General features: G+C 63.7%; 21 protein-coding genes. 8 read left to right on the top strand and 13 right to left on the bottom strand.

Annotated features, from left to right (window positions below):
• From P6U23_RS36725 to P6U23_RS36710, 4 genes are all read right to left on the bottom strand, one after another.
• Positions 1–768 carry a hypothetical protein gene (locus tag P6U23_RS36725; RefSeq protein ID WP_407177158.1) on the bottom strand — a complete coding sequence of 256 codons (768 nt, stop codon included), beginning with the start codon at positions 766–768 and terminating at the stop codon, positions 1–3.
• A gap of 100 nt (positions 769–868) precedes the next feature.
• Complete coding sequence (locus tag P6U23_RS36720; RefSeq protein WP_407177157.1) at positions 869–1,600, bottom strand: ABC transporter ATP-binding protein; 732 nt, start codon at positions 1,598–1,600, stop codon at positions 869–871.
• A complete protein-coding gene (locus tag P6U23_RS36715; RefSeq protein WP_407177156.1) occupies positions 1,597–3,366 on the bottom strand; it encodes an ABC transporter permease subunit in 1,770 nt (589 codons plus the stop codon). Before P6U23_RS36715 ends, P6U23_RS36720 begins: the two co-directional genes overlap by 4 nt.
• 3 nt (positions 3,367–3,369) lie before the next feature.
• Positions 3,370–4,410 (bottom strand): branched-chain amino acid ABC transporter permease, encoded by a 1,041-nt coding sequence (locus P6U23_RS36710; RefSeq protein WP_407177155.1) that lies wholly within the window; start codon positions 4,408–4,410, stop codon positions 3,370–3,372.
• A gap of 173 nt (positions 4,411–4,583) precedes the next feature.
• Between P6U23_RS36710 and P6U23_RS36705 the strand changes: the two genes are divergently transcribed.
• The 8 genes from P6U23_RS36705 (at position 4,584) to P6U23_RS36670 (ending at position 12,728) form a co-directional block, all read left to right on the top strand.
• Positions 4,584–5,090, top strand: coding sequence for a MarR family winged helix-turn-helix transcriptional regulator (locus tag P6U23_RS36705; protein ID WP_407177154.1), 507 nt, complete (start codon positions 4,584–4,586; stop codon positions 5,088–5,090).
• Between the two features lie 223 nt (positions 5,091–5,313).
• The gene (locus tag P6U23_RS36700) at positions 5,314–5,592 is read left to right on the top strand and encodes a helix-turn-helix domain-containing protein (protein WP_407177153.1); all 279 of its coding nucleotides are present in this window, start codon (positions 5,314–5,316) and stop codon (positions 5,590–5,592) included.
• Between the two features lie 34 nt (positions 5,593–5,626).
• Positions 5,627–7,630 carry a hydrogenase 4 subunit B gene (gene hyfB, locus P6U23_RS36695; protein ID WP_407177152.1) on the top strand — a complete coding sequence of 668 codons (2,004 nt, stop codon included), beginning with the start codon at positions 5,627–5,629 and terminating at the stop codon, positions 7,628–7,630.
• Complete coding sequence (locus P6U23_RS36690; protein ID WP_407177151.1) at positions 7,627–8,583, top strand: respiratory chain complex I subunit 1 family protein; 957 nt, start codon at positions 7,627–7,629, stop codon at positions 8,581–8,583. The genes hyfB and P6U23_RS36690 overlap by 4 nt, the downstream gene beginning before the upstream one ends.
• Before the next feature lie 3 nt (positions 8,584–8,586).
• Positions 8,587–9,249 carry a hydrogenase-4 component E gene (locus P6U23_RS36685; protein ID WP_407177150.1) on the top strand — a complete coding sequence of 221 codons (663 nt, stop codon included), beginning with the start codon at positions 8,587–8,589 and terminating at the stop codon, positions 9,247–9,249.
• The gene (locus P6U23_RS36680) at positions 9,246–10,685 is read left to right on the top strand and encodes a hydrogenase 4 subunit F (protein WP_407177149.1); all 1,440 of its coding nucleotides are present in this window, start codon (positions 9,246–9,248) and stop codon (positions 10,683–10,685) included. Before P6U23_RS36685 ends, P6U23_RS36680 begins: the two co-directional genes overlap by 4 nt.
• Before the next feature lie 5 nt (positions 10,686–10,690).
• Positions 10,691–12,196 carry a hydrogenase expression protein HypE gene (locus P6U23_RS36675; protein WP_407177147.1) on the top strand — a complete coding sequence of 502 codons (1,506 nt, stop codon included), beginning with the start codon at positions 10,691–10,693 and terminating at the stop codon, positions 12,194–12,196.
• Positions 12,197–12,206: 10 nt separating this feature from the next.
• Positions 12,207–12,728, top strand: coding sequence for an NADH-quinone oxidoreductase subunit B family protein (locus P6U23_RS36670; protein WP_407177146.1), 522 nt, complete (start codon positions 12,207–12,209; stop codon positions 12,726–12,728).
• Between the two features lie 144 nt (positions 12,729–12,872).
• Here the strand turns inward: P6U23_RS36670 and P6U23_RS36665 are convergent, their stop codons facing one another.
• The 9 genes from P6U23_RS36665 to P6U23_RS36625 all read right to left on the bottom strand — a co-directional run bounded on the left by P6U23_RS36665 (position 12,873) and on the right by P6U23_RS36625 (position 23,183).
• Positions 12,873–14,156: a glycerate kinase gene (locus P6U23_RS36665; protein ID WP_407177145.1), complete on the bottom strand. Its 1,284-nt coding sequence runs from the start codon at positions 14,154–14,156 to the stop codon at positions 12,873–12,875.
• Between the two features lie 194 nt (positions 14,157–14,350).
• A complete protein-coding gene (locus tag P6U23_RS36660) occupies positions 14,351–15,583 on the bottom strand; it encodes an ABC transporter substrate-binding protein (RefSeq protein WP_407177144.1) in 1,233 nt (410 codons plus the stop codon).
• Between the two features lie 177 nt (positions 15,584–15,760).
• Positions 15,761–16,990, bottom strand: coding sequence for an ABC transporter substrate-binding protein (locus P6U23_RS36655; RefSeq protein WP_407177143.1), 1,230 nt, complete (start codon positions 16,988–16,990; stop codon positions 15,761–15,763).
• A 236-nt stretch (positions 16,991–17,226) separates the two neighbouring features.
• Positions 17,227–18,465: an ABC transporter substrate-binding protein gene (locus P6U23_RS36650; RefSeq protein WP_407177142.1), complete on the bottom strand. Its 1,239-nt coding sequence runs from the start codon at positions 18,463–18,465 to the stop codon at positions 17,227–17,229.
• Positions 18,466–18,596: 131 nt separating this feature from the next.
• Positions 18,597–19,616, bottom strand: a complete 1,020-nt coding sequence (locus tag P6U23_RS36645) for a branched-chain amino acid ABC transporter permease (protein WP_407177141.1) — start codon at positions 19,614–19,616, stop codon at positions 18,597–18,599.
• A gap of 2 nt (positions 19,617–19,618) precedes the next feature.
• Positions 19,619–20,497 (bottom strand): branched-chain amino acid ABC transporter permease, encoded by an 879-nt coding sequence (locus tag P6U23_RS36640; RefSeq protein WP_407177140.1) that lies wholly within the window; start codon positions 20,495–20,497, stop codon positions 19,619–19,621.
• Between the two features lie 227 nt (positions 20,498–20,724).
• Positions 20,725–21,438 carry an ABC transporter ATP-binding protein gene (locus P6U23_RS36635; protein WP_407177139.1) on the bottom strand — a complete coding sequence of 238 codons (714 nt, stop codon included), beginning with the start codon at positions 21,436–21,438 and terminating at the stop codon, positions 20,725–20,727.
• On the bottom strand, positions 21,435–22,232 hold the full coding sequence (locus tag P6U23_RS36630; RefSeq protein WP_407177138.1) for an ABC transporter ATP-binding protein: 798 nt from the start codon (positions 22,230–22,232) through the stop codon (positions 21,435–21,437). The genes P6U23_RS36635 and P6U23_RS36630 overlap by 4 nt, the downstream gene beginning before the upstream one ends.
• 72 nt (positions 22,233–22,304) lie before the next feature.
• Positions 22,305–23,183 carry an IclR family transcriptional regulator gene (locus P6U23_RS36625; protein WP_407177137.1) on the bottom strand — a complete coding sequence of 293 codons (879 nt, stop codon included), beginning with the start codon at positions 23,181–23,183 and terminating at the stop codon, positions 22,305–22,307.
• Positions 23,184–23,270: the final 87 nt, after the last annotated feature.

The following is a 23,270-nucleotide window of genomic DNA, read 5'->3' as shown; positions in this document are numbered from 1 at the left end:
CTATTTGTCCGTGCGAACCGCTCCGTACGCGCTTTGCGGGTTGGAGATGAATATGTCGTTGCCGTGCTCGTCCTTGCCTGGGATCAGGTCTCCCTGCTCGCACTCGCCCTCGATGATTTCATAGTGGCGATTGGGGTAGCGGCGGAAAATTCGTGTCGTGTTCCAGGTCGTGGTGAGAACTTTCGGCGCGGTGATCTCGAGATCATCATGCATCACGTTCGGCTCGGTGAGATGAATGTGCTCGACGACGTGCATGTCGCCATTGTTGGGAATGCCGACCGCTTCGCTGATCGCGATGTAGGCTTGCGGCACGATCGCGGTGGTGTCGACCACCAGCGTATCGTCCTCCCAATGGCCGATCGAATGGCCGTGCAACGTCGGATCGGGATCCTCGGGATGCTGGCGACCATCGGTGTAGATTCGCCGCATCCGGTTGCCATCGACCTCGCCGAGCATGGTGATGCGACCGGGAGTTGCGAGCCACTCGAATGCATTATGCGTGATCAGCATCCAGCTCGGCATGCCGTGCGGCAGGCAGTGGCTCAGCACCAGAAACGGGCGCCCGGCCTTTTCCTCGGCAATCAGATGTTGAACCTGGCTTAGAATCTCCGGCTTCCAGGGCGGCATGTTCGCCGTCTCCTGGCGCTTCTGGTCCCTTATGTCCGGGAGCCACACACCGCTGAAATCAGGTTCAGCCCGCGCGCCGGATGCGATCGACGCTTCGACCAGAGCCAGCACGCAACCAAGGACCGCAAGCTTGTTCGACATGCGACATCCCCAACGGCCCCGTTTGAGGATAGTTTGCACTGCTGCGAAAGCAAAGCGCGCCTGCTTCACACTTGCGGGAGGTTCCGCGTGAGTTGAATGTTCAGATTCCGCTCTCGCCCGCGTGCTGGAAGCCGAGATAGCTGGCGGCGACGCCTTCGTGGCGCTCGATCTCGGCCGCGCTTCCCTGCAGCACGAACTCGCCGAGCTCCATCACATAGGCGCGGTCGGCGATTTTCAGCGCGGCCTGCGCGTTCTGCTCGACGAGCAGCACGGAGACGCCGGCGCTGCGCAGTTCGGAGACGGTGCGGAAAATATCGGCAACGATGATCGGAGCGAGCCCCAGGCTCGGCTCATCCAGCATCAACAGTTTGGGCGCGCCCATCAGCGCGCGGCCCATCGCCAGCATCTGCTGCTCGCCGCCGGACAGCGTGCCTGCGAGCTGCTTGCGCCGCTCCTTCAGGCGCGGAAACAGCGTATAGACTCGTTCGAACGCGCTAGCCGAACCAGCCGATGTGCCGCGGAAGGCGCCGAGCAGAAGATTGTCCTCGACGCTCATGCTCCAGAACAGTTCGCGATGCTCCGGCACTAGGCTCAACCCTAAGCCGACGCGGTCCTCGATCTCGAGCTGTGTCAGGTCCGCCCCCAGAAAGCCGATGCGGCCCTTGAGCGGCAGCACGCCCATGATGGCGTTGAGCAGCGTGGTCTTGCCGGCGCCGTTGGCGCCGATGATGGTGACGATCTCGTTCGCGCCAACCTCGAGCGAGACCGAACGGACCGCCTCGACCTTGCCATAGGCGACATGGGCATCGGTCACCGTCAGCAGCTCGCTCATGCGGCGGCTCCAAGATAGGCTCTGATCACTTCCGGATTCGTCTTGATGGCGTCCGGCGTTCCTTCCGCGATCTTGGTGCCGAAATCGAGCACGACCACGCGATCGGCCAAATCCATCACAAATCCCATGTCGTGCTCGACCAGCAGTACCGACATGCCGCTGTCGCGCAATTGCCGCAAGAGCGCGGCGAGCCGCTGCTTTTCCATGTGCCGCAGGCCCGCGGCCGGTTCGTCCAGCAGCAGCAGCAACGGATCGGCGCAAAGCGCGCGGGCGATCTCGACAATGCGCTGCTGACCGAGCGAGAGCGAGCCGGCCGGCTGGTCGATCTGCTCGGCAAGACCGACGCGCTCGATCTGGCGCGCGGCTTCCGCGAACAGCTTTGCTTCATCCATGCGGTCGAGGCGGAACATGCTGGCGAGCGGGCCGGCGTGGCCGCGCAGATGCGCGCCGATCGCGACATTCTCCAGCACGCTCATGTCGGGCACCAGCTTCACATGCTGGAAGGTTCGGGCGACGCCGAGCTTGACGACCTCCTGTGGCGGCGGATTGCGCAGCCTTTTGCCGAGCACGGAGATCGAGCCGCTGGTCGCCGTGAGCACGCCGGTGATCAGGTTGAACGTCGTGCTCTTGCCGGCGCCGTTCGGGCCGATCAGCGCGACGATCTCGCGCGGCCGCACGGCGAAGGACACGTCGTTCACCGCCACCACGCCGCCGAACTGCTTGCGCGCCTTCTCGAGCTGCAGCAGCACGCCAGCCTCGTGCGGCGCCCGCTCGCGCGAGGCGAGCTTGAGCGAGACGTCGGGGCGCTTGCGGGCGGTCTTGAGCGGGAGCCAGGACATCACGAGCGGCCATACGCCGGCTGGGGCGAGCTGCAGCAGCGCCACCAGCAGGATACCGAATACGATGATCTCGAGCTGGCCTTCGCCGTGCAACAGAAGCGGCAGATAGCTCTGCAGCACCTCCTTGAGCACCACCACGATCGCCGCGCCGAGCACGCCGCCCCAGACATAGCCGGCACCGCCGACCACCGCGATGAAGAGATATTCGATGCCGGCCTGCGCGCCGAACGGCGTCGGATTCACCGCGCGCTGGAAATGCGCATAGAGCCAGCCCGAGAGTCCCGCCAGCACCGCGGCGTGGATAAAGACAAGAAGCTTGGCGCGCGGTGTCTGCACGCCAAAGGCTTCGGCTGCAACGTGGCCGCGCCGGAGCGCCCGGATGGCGCGGCCTGTGCGGGAGTCCAACAGGTTCAAGGTGAGCAGCGCCGAGACGAATACCGCGATCCAGATCGCGTAATAGATCGTGCCGGGATCGAGCATCTTCAGCGCACCGATCGAGAGCGGCGGGATCGCCGAAATGCCGTCGTTGCGGCCGAGGAATTCCAGCTTGCTGAACAGATAGAACAGCCCGAGCCCCCAGGCGATGGTGCCGAGCGGCAGATAATGGCCTGACAGCCGCACGGTGACGAGGCCGAGCAGCACCGCGGCGACGCCGCTCACCGCGAGCGAAGCCGGCAACGCGAGCCAGGGCGAGACGCCATAGGCCGTGGTCAGTACCGCCGTGGTGTAGGCACCGAAGCCGACGAACGCCGCCTGGCCAAACGAGGTGAGGCCGCCGACGCCGGTCAGCAGCACGAGCCCCATCGCCACCAGCGCGGAGAGGCCGATATTGTCGAGCAGTACGATCCAGAACGGCGGAACGTCAGGCACAAAGGGAATTGCCGCCATCAGGGCCGCGAAAACGAGAACGGGCCAGCGCTCGCGCATCGCTTACTCTCCCTCTTCCTCGACCGCGGGCGCGGCGAGCGAGCGCAGCAGCAGCACCGGGATCAAGAGCGTAAAGACGATGACTTCCTTGAAGTTGCTGGCATAGAAGGAGGAGAAGGCCTCGACGACACCGACCAGGAGCGCGGCCATGGCGGTCAGCGGATAGCTGACCAGGCCGCCGATGATCGCGGCAATGAAGCCTTTGAGGCCGATCAAAAATCCGGTGTCGTAATAGAGCGTCGTGATCGGCACGATCAGGATGCCCGAGAGCGCGCCGATCACGGACGCGAGCAGGAAGGCGATCTGTCCCGACAGCGAGGTCCTGATCCCGACGAGCCGCGCGCCGAGGCGGTTCACGGCGGTGGCGCGCAGCGCCTTGCCGTAAACGGTCAAGCCGAAGAACAGCCAGAGTGCGACGATGAAGCCGACGGTGAGAGCATAGACCGCGATGCTTTGTCCGGTGAAACGCAACGGGCCCAATGTTGCGGCGGCATCCGCAAGCGCAGGTCCGCGCTGTCCTTCGGCGCCGAAGAACAACAGCCCCAAACCTTGCATGGCGAGATGACAGCCCACGGAGGCGATCAGCAGCACCAGCACCGAAGTGTGCGCGAGCGGCTGGAACGCGAGGCGATAGAGGAAGACGCCGATCAGTGCCACGATCAGAAGCGAGGCGCCGACATTGACCAGAACCGGCGAATGCCGGCCGGCCAGCCACGACGTCAGCGCCAGCACCGCGCCGGGCAAAACGACATTGACCGCGAAGGCGCGCGCGAGCTTTTGCCAGCGGAGGAGCCGTCGCGCGGCGAACAGATCGAAGGCAAAGGCGGCAATACCCATCACGAGCGCCAGCTTCGCCGTGCCGGGCATCTGGCCGGCGCTCAGCGAGGCATAGGTCAGCGCACCGTAGGTGACGAACTCGCCCTGTGGGATCAGGATCACGCGCGTTACGGCGAACACCAGCACAAGTGCCAGCCCCAAGAGGGCGTAGATCGCGCCATTGGTGATGCCGTCCTGCACCAGGAACAGCATGATCGTGGAGTTCAAGTGCGGACGCTCCCCCTGATGTCCGGCCTGATTGCAAAGCAAGGCCGGCCCGTCGCGGCAGTTGAAAAGCTGTGCCGATATTTGATATGTTGAATAACAATTATCGAATATAATCTCAAGGCTGCTGGCCGGCCTTGCCGTTTCCAACCTGTCGTGATCGCGAGCATGGGGCGATGACCGTTTCCAAGATTGCTGTCGCCGAGGCCGCAAGAGCCCGCAAGGAGCCGCCCGAGCCCGCCGAGACCACAGCGCTCCAGCTCGGCGAGCTCTCCGAACTGCTCGGCTATACGCTGAAACGCGCGCAGCTCAAAATCTTCGAGGATTTTCTGCGCTGCATGGCCCCCCTGCAGCTCACGCCGGCGCAATTCTCCGTATTGCTCCTGCTGGAGAAGAATCCCGGCCGCAACCAGACCGAGATTGCCAATACGCTCGGGATCCTGCGGCCGAATTTCGTCTCGATGCTCGACGGCCTGGAAAGCCGCGGGCTTTGCGAGCGGGTGCGCTCGACCAACGACCGCCGCTCGCACATCCTGCTCTTGACGGAGAGGGGCCGCAACATGCTGGCCCGGGCAAAACGGCTCGTCGCGGGCAAGCACGAGGCGCGGCTCAACGAGCTCCTCGGCCCCACCAATCGCGCCGCGCTGCTCGCGATGCTGACCAAGATCGTCGACGAATTTTAGTTGGCCCCGTCCTTCCGGGGCGATGCGATAGCATCGAACCCGACAATCCCGCGCCGACAACTTCTTTATTCCGGGTTCGCTCGCCCTCGGCGAGCGCCTGGGAATGACCGGATTGGTCCGTCCGAATACGGTGATGCCGAAAACCTGCTAATTGATGCTTGACACATCAATTTGGAGGTATAGTAGCTGGATTCTCTCAGAATTCTGCGGAGGGGTAAATCCCGTGATCACCGCCGCGCAGTTGCGCGCCGCCCGCGCGCTTCTTGGGATTGATCAGCGCGAGCTGGCGCAACGCTGCGGCCTGTCGCTGCCGACCATCCAGCGCATGGAAGCCTCCGAAGGGGTGATCCGCGGCAATGTCGATTCGCTGATGAAGCTGGTCGAAGCGCTGGCCGCCGCCGGAATCGAACTGATCGGCGAGGGGGCCGCGAGCCAGGGCGGCGGCCGCGGCGTCAGGCTGGCGTCAGCGGCGCCAAAAGCGGGAGCGGGCGACTTGGCATGAACGCGCGCGCGGCCATCGATAGGTGGACGCGGCCATGATCGCCGCGGCGCTGACTTGTGTCGCTGTGTTGCTGGCGCTGGCCCCAGCGGGAATTGCGCTCGCCATGCATGCGCGCGGCTCGGCCGTGGTTTATGGCGCAAGCTTGGTTGCGACCCTCGCGCTCTGCGTCATCGCACTTTCGGTTCTGCTCGATCCGGCGCATCCGACGCTGAGCACTACGCTGCCCGTTGGATTGCCCTGGTTGGGGGCGCATTTTCGCATCGATCCGCTTGCCGCCTTCTTTCTCTCCGTGGTCAATTTTGGCGGCGCGGCAGCGAGCCTGTTCGCGCTGGGCTACGGCCGGCACGAGCATTCGCAGGGGCGCGTGCTGCCGTTTTATTCGGCCTATCTTGCCGCCATGAACGCGGTCGTGCTGGCGGATGACGCTTTCAGCTTCCTGGTTGCCTGGGAGTTCATGTCGCTCGCCTCCTGGGCGCTCGTGGTTGCCCATCACCGCGAGAGCGAGAATGTCCGCGCCGGCTATGTCTATCTGCTGATGGCAAGCTTCGGCACGCTGGCGCTGCTGCTCGCCTTCGGCGTGCTCGCAGGTGGCGGCGGCAATTATGATTTCGCCAGCATCCGCGCCACGCATCTGACGCCGATGCTCTCGACTGCGGTCCTGCTGCTGGCGTTGCTCGGAGCCGGATCGAAGGCCGGTCTGGTGCCGCTGCATGCCTGGCTGCCGCTCGCGCATCCCGCGGCACCGAGCCATGTCTCCGGGCTGATGAGCGGCGTCATGACCAAGGTCGCGATCTACGGCTTTGTCCGCATCGTGTTCGACCTGCTCGGTCCGCCGGAATGGTGGTGGAGCATGCTCGTCCTGGCGATCGGCGGCCCATCCGCCACGCTCGGCGTGCTCTATGCGCTGATGCAGCGCGATATCAAACGCGTGCTGGCCTACTCGACGATCGAGAATATCGGCATCGTTTTCGTCGGGCTCGGCCTCGCGCTCGCCTTCAAGGCCGAAGGCATGGCCTGGGTCGCCGCGCTCGCCTTCACCGCGGCACTGCTTCATGTGCTCAACCACGCCGCCTTCAAGAGCCTGCTCTTCTTCGGTGCCGGGTGCGTGCTCAACGCCACCGGCGAGCGGAACATGGAAAGACTGGGCGGGCTGATCCACCGCATGCCGCAGACGGCGGTCGCGATGCTGATCGGCTGCGTCGCGATCTCGGGGCTGCCGCCCTTCAACGGCTTTGTCTCGGAATGGCTGACATTCCAGGCGATCCTGCTTAGCCCGCAATTGCCGTCCTGGGGCCTGAAGCTGATCATTCCCGCCGTCGGCGGGCTGCTGGCGCTGGCCGCGGCGCTTGCGGCCGCCTGTTTCGTCAAACTCTACGGCATTAGCTTTCTCGGCCGCGCGCGCGGCGAGGCGGCCGGCGGCGCGCAGGAGGTCGATCGCTTCTCGCTGGCCGCCCTGTTCGCATTGGCCGCGTTCTGCCTGGTGGCCGGCATTTTCCCTGGCCTCTTCATCGATGCGCTCGGGCCGGTCGCGACCGCAATGGTCGGCAACAGCATGCCGCACCAGGCCGGCCTGCAATGGCTGACCATCGTGCCGATCGCGGAAAGCCGCAGCTCCTATAACGGTCTCCTGCTGTTCGCCTTCGTGCTGCTCTCCGGCTCGATCGCCTCGATCGCAATTCATCGCCTGGCCTCCGATCGCTTCCGCCGCGCACCGGCCTGGGACTGCGGCTTCCCCGATTCCAGCCCTGCGATCCAATACACCGCATCCAGCTTCTCGCAGCCGATCCGTCGCGTATTCGGCACCACCATCTTTGCCGCGCGCGAGATCGGCGAGATGCCGCCCCCGGGCTCGGCCGCGCCGGCGCGACTCGTGGTCGACATGCATGATCTGATCTGGGAAGCGCTCTATGCCCCGATCGCAAAGACCATCGGCTTTGCGACCGAGCGCATCAACGTCCTGCAATTCCTGACCATCCGCCGCTATCTCGCGCTGGTATTCGTGGCGCTGATCGTGCTGCTCCTGGTGCTCGCGATATGAGCATGATCCACGATCTCATCTCGCAGGGTGCGCAGATGCTGCTCGTGCTCCTGCTCGCGCCGTTGCTCACCGGCTTCGTCCGCAAGATCAAGGCGCGACTGTTGCGCCGGCAGGGCCCGCCGCTGTTGCAGCCCTATCGCGACCTGATCCGCCTGATGCGCAAGGACGTGGTGCTCGCCGAAAACGCCTCCTGGCTGTTCCGCGTCATCCCCTACATCATCTTCGCCGGCACCTGGGTCGCGGCCTCGCTGGTGCCGACCTTCGGCGGTGGATTGTTGTTCTCCTGGTCGGCCGATCTCATCGCCATCATTGCGCTGCTCGGCAGCGCGCGCTTCTTCCTTGCGCTCGCAGGGCTCGATGTCGGCACCGCCTTCGGCGGCATCGGCTCCAGCCGCGAGGTGATGATCGCCTCGCTCGCCGAGCCCGCGATCCTGATCATGGTGTTTTCGGTGGCAATGATCGCGGGCTCGACCCAGCTCTCGACCATCGCCGAATTCATGGGGTCGAGCGCGGTGGGCCTGCGCGTGTCGCTCGGTCTTGCGCTGGTCGCGTTAACCATCGTGGCCATCGCCGAGAACGGGCGAATTCCCGTCGACAACCCGGCGACGCATCTCGAACTCACCATGGTGCATGAGGCGATGGTGCTGGAATATTCGGGGCGGCATCTCGCGCTGATCGATCTCTCCTCGCAGCTCAAACTGTTGCTCTATATTTCGATGGTCGCCTGCATCTTCATGCCATGGGGCGCCGCCCTGCCGGAGGCCGGCGTGCGGTCGCTCGCGGTCGGCGCGCTCGCCTACATCGTCAAGCTTTCGGCCTGCGGCGTCGCGCTCGCGGTGTTCGAGACCGCGATCGCCAAGATGCGGGTGTTCCGGATACCGGAGTTCCTGGGCGCGGCGCTCATGCTGGCGCTGCTGGCGACGCTGCTGCGCTTCGTTTCGGGGAGCCTGTGAGCCATGCACGGCCTTGAATTCGACGTCGCTCATCTGCTCGCGGGCACGCTGGTGCTGGCAAGCTTCATGATGCTGTACCAGGACCGGCTCACCGCGCTCCTCAACGTCTATGCGCTGCATGCGCTGGTGCTGGCGCTGTCGGTCGCCTGGCAGGCCTTCATCCAGGATGCGCCGCATCTCTATGTCACCGCCTTCATCGCGCTGGTCTTCAAGGGCATCATCATTCCGGTCGCCCTGCACCGGATCATTGTCCGCCTTGGCATTCACCGCGAGATCGAGACCGCCGTCAGCGTCGGGCTGACCATGTTGGCGGGCATCGGTCTCGTCGCGCTGTCGATGGTGGTGATGCTGCGCATTACGCCCGGTGCTGACGCGTTGGCGCGGGAGGATCTTGCCTTTGCGCTCTCGGTGGTGCTGCTCGGGCTTCTGATCATGGTGACCCGCCGCAATGCGGTGAGCCAGGTGGTTGGCTTCATGTCGCTGGAAAACGGTCTGGTGCTGGCGGCGACCGGTGCCAAGGGCATGCCGCTGGTGGTGGAGATCAGCGTCGCCTTCTCGGTGCTGATCGCCTTCATCGTTATCGGCATCTTCCTGTTCCGCATTCGCGAGCGCTTCGACAGCGTCGATATCCAGGCGCTGGACCGCTTCCGGGGAGAACGCCGATGACGATCGACGCGCTCGCCGCCATCCTGCTCATCCCCGCGGCGTCGGCCGCGATCCTCGCGCTGATGCCCGATTACCGGCTCAGCGCCGCAATCAACGTGGTGGCGGCGCTGTTCACCTTCCTGACGGCCTTGTCGCTGTTCGTGATCGAGCCGGTGTCCGGCCAGTATCTTCTGGTCGACGACCTCAACAAGGTGTTCATCGTGCTCAACACCTTCGTCGGCTTCACCACGAGCGTGTTCAGCGCGAGCTATATCAGCCATGAAATCGCGATCGGGCGACTGACGCCCGCCTTCGTGCGCTTCTATCACGCGATGTACCAGACGCTGATGTTCGCGATGAACCTTGCGCTGGTCGCCAACAATATCGGCCTGATGTGGGTCGCGGTCGAGGTCGCGACGCTGACGACGGTGCTGATGGTCGGCATCTACCGCACCCATGAGGCGCTGGAAGCGGCCTGGAAATATTTCATTCTCGGCAGCGTCGGCATCGCGCTCGCGCTGTTCGGCACCATCCTGGTCTACATGGCCGCGCGGCCCGTGATCGGGGAGGGGCTGGACGCGATGGTGTGGACGGTGCTGGTGAAACGCGCCGCCGAGTTCGATCCCGCGCTGCTCAATGTCGCCTTCGTGTTTTTGCTGCTCGGCTACGGCACCAAGGTGGGCCTGGCGCCGCTGCACGCCTGGCTGCCCGATGCCCATGCCGAGGGACCAACGCCGATCTCGGCGGTGCTGTCCGGGCTTTTGCTCAACGTCGCACTCTACGCGCTGCTCCGCTTCAAGATGATGCTCGCGGTTTCCGTCGGCACCATCGCGCCGGGCCCGCTGATGGTGGTGATGGGCCTGATCTCCGTCATCTTCGCGAGCCTGATGCTCTACCGCCGGCGCGACATCAAGCGCATGTTCGCCTATTCCTCGATCGAGCACATGGGCATCATCGTGTTCGCCTTCGGCATGGGCGGGCCGCTCGCGAATTTCGCAGGTCTGTTGCACATGACCATGCATTCCCTGACCAAGTCGGCGATCTTCTTTGCGGTCGGCCATGTCGCGCAGGTCAAGGGAACGCAGAAGATCGCCGACATCGGCGGGCTCACCGTCACCAACCCGGTGCTCGGCTGGGGGTTGATGCTCGGCGTCGTCGCCATCGTCGGCCTGCCGCCGCTCGGTATCTTCATGAGCGAGTTCCTGGTCGTCACCTCAACGTTCGCCCGCTCGCCTTACCTCGCGGCCCTCCTGGTGCTCGGCATCCTGATCGCGCTGGGCGGGTTGTTCTTGCGCATCAATGTCGTGATGTTCGGCGAGCCGAAGGGCGCGACGAAGCCGGCTGAAGCCTCTTACGTGCCGATGTTCACCCATCTGGCGCTGGTCTGCATGGCCGGCGTCTATTTGCCCCCGGCCCTGGTGAACGGCTTTCAGAACGTCGCGCGATTGTTGGGGTAAGCTCGATGGCTCTGCTCGACGGCATCCCGCATCACTCCACTTCGTCGCCGCATCGGCCGTGGCCGCGCGCTGACGTCGGCGAGGAGGGCTGGTTGAAGGCGATCGAGCTTCTCGCCGGCGGGGAACTCACGCTGCTCGGCCTCTGGGGCGAGGTGGACGTCGTGCACATGGCGCTGCTCGGCGGCGCGAGCGATGTCGCGGTCATCAGCCTGCAATGCGCATCGGGAAAAATCCCTAGCGTCAGCGTCTCCCATCCGCCGGCGCTGCGGCTCGAACGCAGCATTCGCGATCTCTTCGGGCTCGAAGCGGTCGGCGCCGGCGATACGCGGCCGTGGCTCGATCACGGCGTGTGGGGCGTGCACGCGCCGCTCGGCAGTAATACGGCCGCGGGTGGGAAAACCCCTTATCGATTCCTGCCCGCCGAGGGCGAGGCGTTGCACCAGGTCGCGGTCGGGCCGATCCATGCCGGGATCATCGAGCCCGGTCATTTCCGCTTCGCGGCGAACGGCGAGCATGTGGTGCGGGTGGAGCAGCGGTTCGGCTTTGTGCACAAAGGCATCGAGAAGCTGATGCAGGACACCTCGCTGGAAGCGGCAGCAAAGCTCGCGGGCCGCACCTCCGGCGACAGCACGGTCGCTTATTCCTTTGCGTTTGCAGGCGCCGTTGAAGCAGCGCTCAATACGCAAGCACCGCCGCGTGCGACTTATTTGCGCGCGCTCATGGCCGAGCTCGAGCGGCTTGCCAATCATATCGGCGACATCGGCGGCATCTGCAATGATGCCTCCTTCGCGCTGATGCTGGCCCAGACCGGCATCCTGCGTGAGCGGGTCTTGCGCGCCGCCGATGTCTGCTTCGGCCACCGCTTGATGATGGATATGATCGTGCCGGGCGGTGTTGCGCGCGACATCGGCTCCGGCGGCGTGGAGGAGGTGCGGGCGCTGCTTGCCGAAATCCGCAAAGTGTTCCCGCGCCTGGTCGAGCTCTATGACAACACCGCCTCGTTACAGGACCGCACCGTCACGACCGGTATCGTCAAGGCGGAATACGCTCGCCGCTTCGGCGCCGGCGGCTATGTCGGTCGCGCGGCTGGCCGCGCCTTCGATGCGCGGCGAAACTTCGCTTACGCGCCCTATGATCGATTGTCGTTTGAAGTGCCGGTGCTGGAGGCCGGCGACGTCAATGCGCGGGTCTGGATCCGCATCCGCGAAGTCGAACAGAGCCTTGCGCTGATCGATCAGATCCTCGACCGCCTGCCGCGCGGCGAGATCAGGACAGAGCTCAAGCCGAGCGGCGAGGTGCGCGAGGGCATGGCCCTGGTCGAGGCATTCCGCGGCGACGTGCTGGTCTGGCTGAGGCTCGACACTGAGAACCGCATCCGGCGCTGTCATTTGCGCGACGCCTCCTGGTTTCAGTGGCCGCTGCTGGAGGCCGCGATCGAGAAGAACATCATCGCCGATTTCCCGCTCTGCAACAAATCCTTCAACTGCTCCTATTCCGGGGCCGATTTGTAAGGCGTATGCGATGCGAAGGACCTTGCTCGAAAGCCTCACGCACGGCCCGCTCACCGAAGCGCCGCCCGCGCCGGATGAAGCGGCCCTCGCCGAGCTGGCGAGGAGCGTCGACAAAGCGGCGCAGGCGCGGCTTGGACGTTCGCTGTCGATCCGGGCGGTCGACGCCGGCTCCTGCAATGCTTGCGAGCTGGAAATTCACGCGCTCAGCAACGCCTTCTACGACCTCGAGCGTTTCGGCCTGCGCTTTGTCGCCTCGCCACGCCACGCCGATGTCCTGATGGTCACAGGGCCCGTGACAAAGAACATGCGCGAGGCGCTGCTTCGCGCCTATAACGCCACGCCCGATCCCAAATGGGTCGTGGCTGTCGGTGGCTGCGCGGCCGATGGTGGCATTTTCAGGAGCAGTTACGCCTGCCTCGGCGGCGTGTCCGATGTGGTGCCGGTCGATCTGCACATTCCCGGCTGCCCGCCATCACCCACCGCGTTGCTCAAGGGCCTGCTGGCGTTGCTGCAGTATGTCGCGGGGAAGTAGGATTCGGAAGAGGTGGGCAAAGGCGCGCATGCGCCGTGCCCACCATTGCAACGCGGCTTTGGACGGTGGGCACGTTTCGCTTGGCCCACCCTACGGCCGTCATTCCGGGTTCGATGCTTCGCATCGCCCCGGAATGACGTGCCCTTACTCCACCAAAATCACCCTGATGTCGTTGACGTTGGTCAGCGTCGGGCCAGTCTGCAGGAGATCGCCGGTCGCCGCGAAGAACGCGGTGGCGTCGTTGTTGTCGAGATATGCGCGCGGATCGAGCCCGAGCGATTTCATCTTCGCGAAGGTACTCGCATCGATAATCGCCCCGGCGGGATCGCTCGCGCTGCCGCCGCCGCCGTCGGCACCGTCGGTATCGCCGGCGAGCGCCGCAACGTCAGGCGTATCCTTCAAGAGATCCGCCAGCGCCAGCGCGTATTCCTGGTTGGGACCACCATGGCCATTGCCGCGCACCGTCACCGTGAGCTCGCCGCCGGAGAGGATCGCGCTGCGGCGGCCCTCGCTGCGCGCCTTGAGCGCCAGCCGGGCATGGTCGGCGGCGACCTCGCGTGCTTCGCCTTCGAGATCGGCGCCGAGATCGACGATCTCATAGCCGGCCGCTCGCGCGCGGGCGATCGCCGCGTCGAGCGAAGCTTTCGGTTTCGCGATCAATTCGTAGCGCGCCCGGGCGAAGGCGGGATCGCTCGCCTTGCAACTCTCGTTGCGCGGGTCCTCCAGCGCGCGGCGGATCGCCTCATCCACCTCCAGGCCATATTTGGCGATGATCGCGCGCGCGTCCGCAAGCGTGGTCGGATCGGGCACCGTCGGGCCCGAGGCGATCGCGGACGGATCGTCGCGCGGCACGTCGGAGATCGCGAGCGTCACGATCTCGGCAGCGTGCTGGCCGGCGCGCGCCAGTCGCCCGCCTTTGATGCGCGACAGATGCTTGCGGACCGTGTTGATCTCGCCGATCGGCGCGCCTGAGCGCAGCAGGGCCCGCGTCAACTGCTGCTTTTGCGCAAAGCTGATGCCGTCGGCCGGCGCGATCCAGTTGGCGGAGCCGCCGCCCGACAACAGCACCAGCAGAAGATCCTCCGCCTGCGCGCTCTCAGCCAGCCGCAGCGTCTCCTCCGCGGCCTTCATGCCTGCCTCGTCCGGCATCGGGTGGCCGGCCTCGATCACCTTGATGCGCCGCGTCGGCACGCCGTGGCCGTGGCGCGTGGTGGCAATGCCGGAAAGCCGCGCCGGATCGAGCTTGAGCGCGTCGAGATAGTGCCGCTCGGCGGCGGCCGCCATGGCAGCGGCGCCCTTGCCGGCGGCGAGGCAGATCACGCGGCCGGATGGCGGCGGCGACAGATGTGGCGCCAGCACGACATCGGGATGGGCAGCGGCCACGGCCGCGTCGAAGATTGCGCGCAGGAGAGGGCGTCGGTCGGTCATTTTTTCCGCAAGCATCGAGAGAAGGACATCGCATTCGCTTATCCCTCGTCTCCGCTCAAAAGAAAACCCCCGCAAGAGCATGATCCGGAAAAGTGGGCGCCGGTTTTCCGAAGAGATCATGCTCCAAAACCAGAGCGCGATGATGCATCGCGCTCTAAGCTTGCGGGCGCGAATTTCAGGCGTTGCGGCGCAGGCTAGCCGCCGACGTCGCCGGAGATGACGTCGCCGAACAGCTCCCACTTCTCGCCCTTGAAACGCTGGAGCTGAAGCTGGCTGATCGGGGCGAAGTCGCTCGGGGATGTGTTGATGGTGATGCCGGGCAGCAGCATCTCGACGCGGAAGTCCTTCAGGTTTGCCGCCTGCTTCATCACGTTCTCGCGCGTGAGATTGTCGCCGCATTGCTTGAGCACCTGCACCAGCGTCTGCGCGACGCTGTAGCCGACCACGGGTTCGTTGGCGAGCTTGTCGCCCTCGGGGAAATCCTTGGCCATGAAGTCGAGGAACTGCTTCATCCCGGCGTCGTCCTTCCATTGCGGGTCGGAGACGTCCTTCAGATAGGCCGCGGAAATGATGCCTTGCGCATTCTCAAAGCCGGCCGGCTTCATCACGCTGCCGACCGAGGCCGAGACGTTATTGAGAATGTGCAGCGCATTCCAGTCGATCTCGTGCGCCTTCTTGATCGCTTGCGCCGCGAATTTCGGTGTGGTGATGTCGACGAACACGTCGGCGCCGGTCGACTTCAGCTTGACGATGTGGCTATCGATGGTCGGCTCGGTGGTCTCGTAGCTTTCTTCCGCGATGATCATCGAGGCGGCCTTGGCGCCAAGCCCGTCCTTCAGGCCTTTCAGATAGTCCTTGCCGTAATCGTCGTTCTGGTAGAGCACCGCGATCTTGGCGCCGGGCTTCTCCTTCAGAAGGTATTTCGCGTAGATGCGCGACTCGCTTTGGTAGTTGGGCTGCCAGCCCATGGTCCAGGGGAAGTTTTGCGGGTCGTTCCACTTGGTCGCGCCGGTGGCGACGAAGAGCTGCGGCACCTTCTTCGCATTCATATATTTGTGGATCGCGGAGTTCGGCGGCGTGCCCAGCGAATTGAAGATGAACAGCACCTCGTCGCTTTCGACCAGCTTGCGCGCCTGCTCGACGGTCTTCGGCGGGCTGTAGCCGTCGTCATAGGAGATGAAGTTGATCTTGCGCCCGTTGATGCCGCCTTCGGCATTGATCTTCCTGAAATAGGCGGCCTCGGTCTTGCCGATCTGGCCGTAGGCGGACGCCGGGCCGCTATAGGGCATGATGTTGCCGATCTTGATTTCAGTGTCGGTGGCGCCGGTGTCATATTTCTTATCCGCGGCCGGCGCGGCGGCAATCGAAGTGGCGAACAGGACAAGGGCGGTCGACGCTACGGCCAGCCTTGTGGCGATAACAGGCATTACGTTCTCTCCCTTTTTTGAAAAATGTCGATCGTGTCGCGGCTCTCTTGACCGGGAGCTCTTTTCTGATCGGATGTAGTCGATACCATTTTGCGAAAACGGTCAAACGGAAAGCCCCCGCGAAAAGCCGCAGGGGCTGCCGTCTTGGTGCTGAAGTTCGCGACGGGGCGCTCGGGGCTAACCGCCGACGTCGGACGAGATGACGTCGCCGAAGCGCTCCCAGCTATCGCCCTTGAAGCGCTCGAGCTGCAATTGCGAAATCGGCGCAAAGTCCGTCGGCGAGGTGTTGACCTTGACCCCGGGCAGGAACATCCCGAGCTCGAGATCCCGGATATTCGCCGCCTGTTTCATGACATTGGCGCGGGTGAGATCGTTGCCGCAGGCCTTGAGCACATGCACCAGGCCCTGGGCCACGGTGTAGCCGTAGACCACGTTGATGTCGCTGCGGTTGGCATCAGGGAAGTACTTGTCCAGGAATGCACTCCATTCCTTCATCCCGGCGTCGTCCTTCCACTGCGGATCGGTGGGATCCTTCAGATAAGCCGAGGAGATGATGCCCTGATCATTCTCGAAGCCGGCCGGCTTCATCACGCTGCCGATCGAAACCGAGACGTTGTTGAGGAAGTGCACCGGCTTCCAGCCGATCTCGGCGATTTTCCTGATCGCCTGTGCCGCGAACTTCGGCGTGGTGACGTTGAAGAAGATGTCGGCGCCGCTCGCCTTCAGCGTGACGATGTGGGAATCGATCGTCGGCTCGGTGGTCTCGTAACTTTCCTCGGCCACGATCATCGAGCCGGCCTTGGCGCCAAGCCCGTCCTTCAATCCTTTCAGGTAATCCTTCCCATAGTCGTCGTTCTGGTACAGCACGGCGATCTTGCCGTTCGGATGATCTTTGAGGATGTATTTCGCGTAGATGCGCGACTCGCTCTGGTAGTTGGGCTGCCAGCCCATGGTCCAGGGGAAATCCTTCGGGTCGTTCCACTTGGTTGCGCCGGTGGCGACGAAGAGCTGCGGCACCTTCTTCGCGTTCATGTATTTCTGGATCGCCGAGTTCGGCGGCGTGCCGAGCGAGTTGAAGATCAGGAGCACCTCATCGCTCTCGACCAGCTTGCGTGCCTGCTCGACGGTCTTCGGCGGGCTGTAGCCGTCGTCATAGGAGATGAAGTTGATCTTTCGCCCGTTGATGCCGCCTTCCGCATTGATCTTGTTGAAGTAGGCCGCTTCCGTCCGTCCGATCACGCCGTAGGCAGAGGCCGGGCCGCTATAGGGCATGATGTTACCGATCTTGATTTCGGTATCGCTCGCGCCGGTGTCATATTTGCCTTGCGCCAGCGCTGCCGGGGACATCGCAACGGCTATCGCGAGCGCGGCCGAAAAGGTCGCCCAGCGCCATTCGAATGCAGGCATGGTGTTCTCCCTGGTCGGTGAATGCGTCTCCTTGTGATTGTTGGGAGGTCTGCTCGCGCTCCGCTCGTCTGGCGTGCGGGCGTTGACGCTTCCCACGTTTGTTGGGCGCGTCCTCCTGACGCTCCGGCCCACATTCAACACCCGTTGCGAGGTACCAGCAATATAAAGCCCCCCGCGACAGCATCGCGGGGGGCGTCATTTAGTCTAACGGGCGAGCTGCGGGGAACCCACAGGTATCATTGGATGCTGCTTTGCTCGTTGAGCTGGCCGCTCATGATGGGGCCGAACAACTCCCACTTCTCGCCCTTGAAGCGCATCATCTGGAGCTGCTTGATTGGAGCGAAATCGGTCGGCGACGTGTTGATCTTGATGCCGGGCAGGAGCGTGTCCGGCTCGAAATCATTCAAGGTTGCGGCCTGCTTCATCACGTTCTCGCGGGTCAGGTCGTCGCCGCATTGCTTGAGCACTTGCACCAGCGTCTGCGCCACGCCGTAACCGTACACCGTCGAGGCGTTCAGCCTGTCGCCCTCCGGATAATATTTCTCCAGGAACGCATAGAATTTCTTCATGCCGGGATCGTTGTCCCATTGCGGATCGGAGCCGTCCTTGGCGTAGGCCGACGACAGGATGCCTTGGGAGTTCTCGAAGCCCGCCGGCCTGAGCACGCCGCCGACGGAGGCCGACACGTTGGAGACGATGTGCAGGGGGTGCCAGTCGATCTCGGCAAGCCTCTTGATCGCCTGCGCCGCAAATTTCGGCGTGGTGACGGAGATGAAGACATCGGCGCCGGAAGCTTTCAGCCTGACGATGTGATTGTCGATCGAAGGCTCCGAGGTCTCGTAGCCTTCCTCGGCGACGATCATGGAGCTCTTGTCCGCGAGGCCGTCCTTGAGCCCTTTGAGATAGTCCTTGCCGAAATCATCGTTCTGATAGAGCACGCCGATCTTGCCGTCGGGCTTCTCCTGGAGCAGATATTTCGCATAGATATGCGCCTCGCTCTCGTAGGAGGGCTGCCAGCCCATGGTCCAGGGGAAGTTCTTGGGGTCGTTCCACTTGCTGGCGCCGGTGGCGACGAAGAGCTGCGGCACTTTCTTGGCATTCAAATATTTCTGGATCGCCGAGTTCGAGGGCGTGCCGAGCGCATTGAAGATCAAGAGGACCTCATCGCTCTCGACCAGCTTGCGTGCCTGCTCCACGGCTTTCGGCGGGCTGTAGCTGTCGTCGTATGAAATAAACTTGATCTTGCGGCCGTTGATGCCGCCTTCGGCATTGATCTTGTTGAAATAGGCCTCTTCGGTCTTGCCGATCACGCCATAGGCGGAGGCAGGGCCGCTATAGGGCACGATGTTGCCGATCTTGATCTCGGTATCGCTGGCGCCGGCGTCGTATTTCTTTTGCGCGAGTGCCGCGCCGGAGGTAGAGAAGACGACCGCCGTCGCAAGCGCGGCGATTCTTAGTTTTTGCGAAAGCATCATTTCTCCTTGCTTGAGTAAAGAACGCGTTGCTCGCCCGCCCCGCATCAGCTAAAGCCTCGGCGAAGAAGAGCGGGGCAAGGTAAACCGGCCGCGCGGATCATTCAGTCCAACCAAGGACTATACCGCTTCACTTACCGCTTCTTGTATTTCGCGAGCGTCTGCTGGCAGACGATCGCAACCTGTCTTGCGCCGTGCGGCACGGCGAAGATGACGAGGAACAAGAGCACGCCGAATACCGCACCCGACAATCCTTTCGAAATGCTCTCGGCGATGTTCGGCACGAAAATGATGAAGGCCGAGCCCACGATCGATCCGGGCAGCCAGCCGACGCCGCCGACCACCATGCCGAGGAACAGCGCGATGGCGAGCGTGATGGTGTAGCTGTCGGGCGCGACGAACTGCACGACGATGGCGCCGAGCGAGCCGGCAATGCCAGTGATCCCGGCGGAAACGCCGAATGCCAGCGTCTTGTACAACGCAACGTCGATGCCCATGGCGGAGGCCGCGATCTCGTTGTCGCGGATCGCCATGAAGGCGCGGCCCGAGCGCGAGCGCAGCAGATTGACCGAGGCGATGTAGATCGCGATCGTGATCACCAGGGTGAAATAATAGAGCCACATGTCCTGCGACATCGGCAGGCCGAACGGCGCGTCAGGCTTGGTCACGACCAGGCCCTGCACGCCGCCGGTCCAGGGCTCCAGGAAATTCAGCTTCAGGAGCTGCGGCATCGCCGTTGCGAGCGCGAAGGTCGCGAGCGCAAGATACACGCCGGACAGCCGCAGCGCCGGCTGGCCGAACAGGAAGCCCGCAGCGAAGCACAAGGCGCCCGAAATCGGGAGGGTCAGCACGTAATTGACATTGTACTGCTCCATCAGGACCGCCGACGTATAGGCGCCGATTGCATAGAACGCGCTCTGGCCCAGCGAGAACTGGCCGCTGCCGCCGGTCAGGATGTTGAGCGCCAGCACGGCGAGCCCATAGACCAGGAGCATCGTCATCTGGAAGATGATGAAGTTCTTGACGAACAGTGGCGCGACGACCAGCAGGGCCAGCACCGTCAGCGATGTGCCGGTGCCGAGCGTCATGGCCCGCTTGGGAACGGCCTCTACCGCAGGCGCCTCGGTTACGACTTCCTCGACAGCAGCGCTCATGCTCAGACTCGCTTCACGATGGGCCGGCCGAACAGTCCGGCGGGTTTGACGACGAGGACGGAAATGATCAGCGCCAGGGCGATCGGCAGTTTCAGTTCATTGCCGACGCCGGGGATGTAGGTGCCGGCGAGGTTCTCGAAGATGCCGACGAGGAAGCCGCCGATCACCGCGCCGAAGGGGCTCGTCAGCCCGCCGAGCACCGCGGCGGCAAAGCCGTAGATCAGGACGCCTAGCATCATGTTGGGCTCAAGGAAGACCACGGGCGCGATCATCATCCCCGCAATCGAGCCGATCGCGGCTGCCATGCCCCAGCCGAGCGCGATCATCCAGGATGTGTTGATGCCGACCAGCCGCGCCGATTCAGGCAGCGAGGCTGCCGCGCGCATGGCCAATCCCACCCGCGTATACCGGAAGAAGGCGTAAAGCCCGATCAGGAGCAGGATGGTGACGCCGATCATGCCGGCCTGGTGGGTCGAAATGAGCTGGCTGCCGAGGAAGGGCGCCGAGCCGAACGGAGTCGGATATTGCTTGATGGTGAAATCCCAGATCAGCCCCGCGGACGAGTTGATGATCGAATACAGCGCAATGAAACCCGCCACGTTGGTCAGGATCGGCGCTTTTGCCAGCGGCTTGAACATCACGCGCTCGATCGCGATGCCCCCGGCGAAGGACAGCGCAATCGTGATGAAAAACGCCGCCCAATAGGGCATGCCCCATTGCATGAGCTGCCAGGAGATGAAGGTCGAGAACATCGCCATTTCGCCTTGCGCGAAATTGAGATGGTCGATCGCCTGGTAGATCATCACCACCGCAAGCGCCATGCAGGCATAGATCGCGCCGGTGGAGATGCCGGCCAGGATTTGGTTGATGAAAAGCTCCATCGGCCTCGCGCTCCCTAAAGCGTGAAGGGTTCTGATTGAACTGCAACGGCATCGCGGGTCCACCTCTCCCCAGTGGGGAGAGGTCGATTTGCGCAGCAAATCGGGTGAGGGGCCGCAGCTTCAACGAGAGAGCGTAACCCCTCACCCGGCGCTTCGCGCCGACCTCTCCCTAAGGGAGAGGTGTAGTGAGTGCGCGGGTAGATCCACTCCATCAATCTCACCCCAGCTCAGTAACCGAGATAGGACTTGCGGACGTCCTCGTTGCTCGCGATCTCCTTCGCTGACCCCGACATGACGATGCGGCCGGTCTCGATCACATAGGCATGGTCGGCGAGTTCGAGCGCGAGCTGCGCATTCTGTTCGACGACAAGTATCGAGACCTTCTCCTCGCGGTTGATCTTGCCGAGGATATTGAAGAGATCGCGCACCACCAGCGGCGCGAGCCCGAAGGACGGCTCGTCCAGCAGCATCAGGCGCGGCCGCAGCATCAGCGCGCGGGCAACCGCAAGCATCTGCTGCTCGCCGCCCGACAGCGTGCCGGCCTGCTGGCCGTAACGCTGCTTGAGCACGGGGAAATAGGCATACATCCGTTCGATATCGGCGACGATGCCGGTCTTGTCGGTGCGGGTGATGGCCCCGAGCTGCAGGTTCTCCTCCACGGTCATGGCGGTGAAGGTGCCGCGGCCCTGCGGCACATGCGCGATCCCGAGCCGCACGATGGTCTCGGTCGAACGGCTGCCGAGCGGCTGGCCATCGAATTCGATCGCGCCGGTCGATCGCACCATGTTGCAGATCGCGCGCAGCGTCGTGGTCTTGCCGGCGCCGTTGGCCCCGAGCAAGGTGGTGAGGCTGCCCTCGCTGAGGGAGAAGGTGAGCCCGTGCAACGCCTGCACCTGGCCGTAATAGGCGCGCAGGTCCTTGACGTTGAGCAGCGTCGTCATTGGTCCTTGCTCCCGAGATAGGCCTTGATCACGTCGGGATCGGCCTGCACCTGTCCCGGCGTGCCTTCCGCGAGCTTGCGGCCGAAATTCAGCGCCACGACATGGTCGGCGACCGACATCACGAGCCCCATGTGATGTTCGACCAGCAGCACGGTGACATGGCGCTCGTTGCGGATGCGGCGGATCAGCTCGCCCAGCACATGGACTTCCTCGTGGTTGAGGCCGCCCGCGGGCTCGTCGAGAAGAAGGATCTTCGGATCGGCCGCCAGCGCCCGCGCGAGCTCGACGCGCTTTTGCGTGCCGAACGGCAGGCCCGAGACGGTGGCGTGCGCGACCTCCTCGAGATCGAGATAGGCGAGGATTTCGTGGACCTTCTCGTTCACGCTCGCTTCGCTGCGGCGGACCCAGGGAGGCCTGAGCGAGTCGCTGATGATGTCGCTGGAGGTGCGGGCGTGGGTGCCGACGCGCACATTGTCGAGCACCGAGAGATTGGCGAACAGCGCGACGTTCTGGAAGGTGCGGCCGATGCCGATCTCGGCGATCCGGTGCGGCGGCCGCTTCAGGATGCTCACGCCTTCCATCAGGATATCGCCGGCACTTGGCTGGTACAGCCGGCTCAGGCAGTTGAACAGCGTGGTTTTGCCGGCGCCGTTCGGACCGATCAGGCCGAGGATCTGGCCCTTGTGCATGTCGAAAGAGACGCCGTTCAACGCGACAATGCCGCCGAACACGACGCTGACGTCGCGAACCGCGAGCAGGGGATGGTGTCCCTGCGCCAATTGGGCCTGCGTCATGTCGTCTCGCCCGTGCGACTTGCAGGGGCGAGACGGGCGCACGAGCGTCCTCGCACGCGACAACGATGAAGCCTACCTGATCTCCTCGGCCACAACTTTCCCTCCTGGTTTCCCGTTTTTGTTTTGTTGTTTTTGTTGTTTTCTTGATTGCGCTTCCGGCGGTGCGATGCCGCCGAGGGCTGCTTCGATGTTCCTTACCATCGCCACAAGGCGCGGTCCAATATCGTTGCGCAGCCGCTCCTCCGTAAAGCGGAACGCAGGCGCTCCGCAGTTAAACGCATATGGCCCCGTTCCGTCATTCAACTTTAGCGCAACGCCGACCGCATGCACGTCGTCTTGCCACTCGCCAGCCGACATCGCGAAGCCGTATTTGGCAACCGTTTCGCCGGAACGTTCGATGCCGTCCCGCATTTTCGGCCAGCGGCTGCCGTAATGTTCACGCAGCTCGCGCAGCAAAGCGGCGCGTTCCTCGTCTGCGAGCGCCCAAATGTAGGCGCGCCCCATCGCGGTGGTTGCAATGGGAATACGAGAGCCGACGTCAAGTTGAACTCCGACCGTCAGCTCGCTCCGGCTCTGGCCGAAATAGATCATGCTGTGGCGGTCGCGGCCGCCGACCGCGCAGGCGCCGCCGGTCTGCCGCATCAGTTCCTCGCGGTATGGCTCGGACAGGCGGCCGACGCCGAGATTGGCCAGCGCCGCATAGCCGAGCGCCATCACGGCGGGCGCGAGGCGATACTTTTCAAACCGCGGAACCGGCGTAAGATAGCCGAGCTTGGTCAAGGTGTAAGTCAGCCGGGAAACCGTCGGCTTGGGCAAATTCGTACGGGCCGCGATCTCCTGATTGCCCAGGAGCCCGTCATTGGGTTGGAATGCGCGCAAGACTTCGAGTCCACGGGAGAGCGCGACGACGAAATTGCGATCGGTCGCTGGTTTCTTCCCTGTACGTTTCATTGACGGCTGCTACTTGCGCGGAGTCGTTGACAAGCGACGTGCTTCAAAATAACCCTCCATGTCAAGATGTGGAATTAAATTCCGCAG

Origin of the sequence: Bradyrhizobium sp. STM 3562, from assembly GCF_045571435.1 — a bacterium.
GTDB lineage: Bacteria > Pseudomonadota > Alphaproteobacteria > Rhizobiales > Xanthobacteraceae > Bradyrhizobium.
This window is presented reverse-complemented; position numbering and strand designations above follow the sequence as displayed.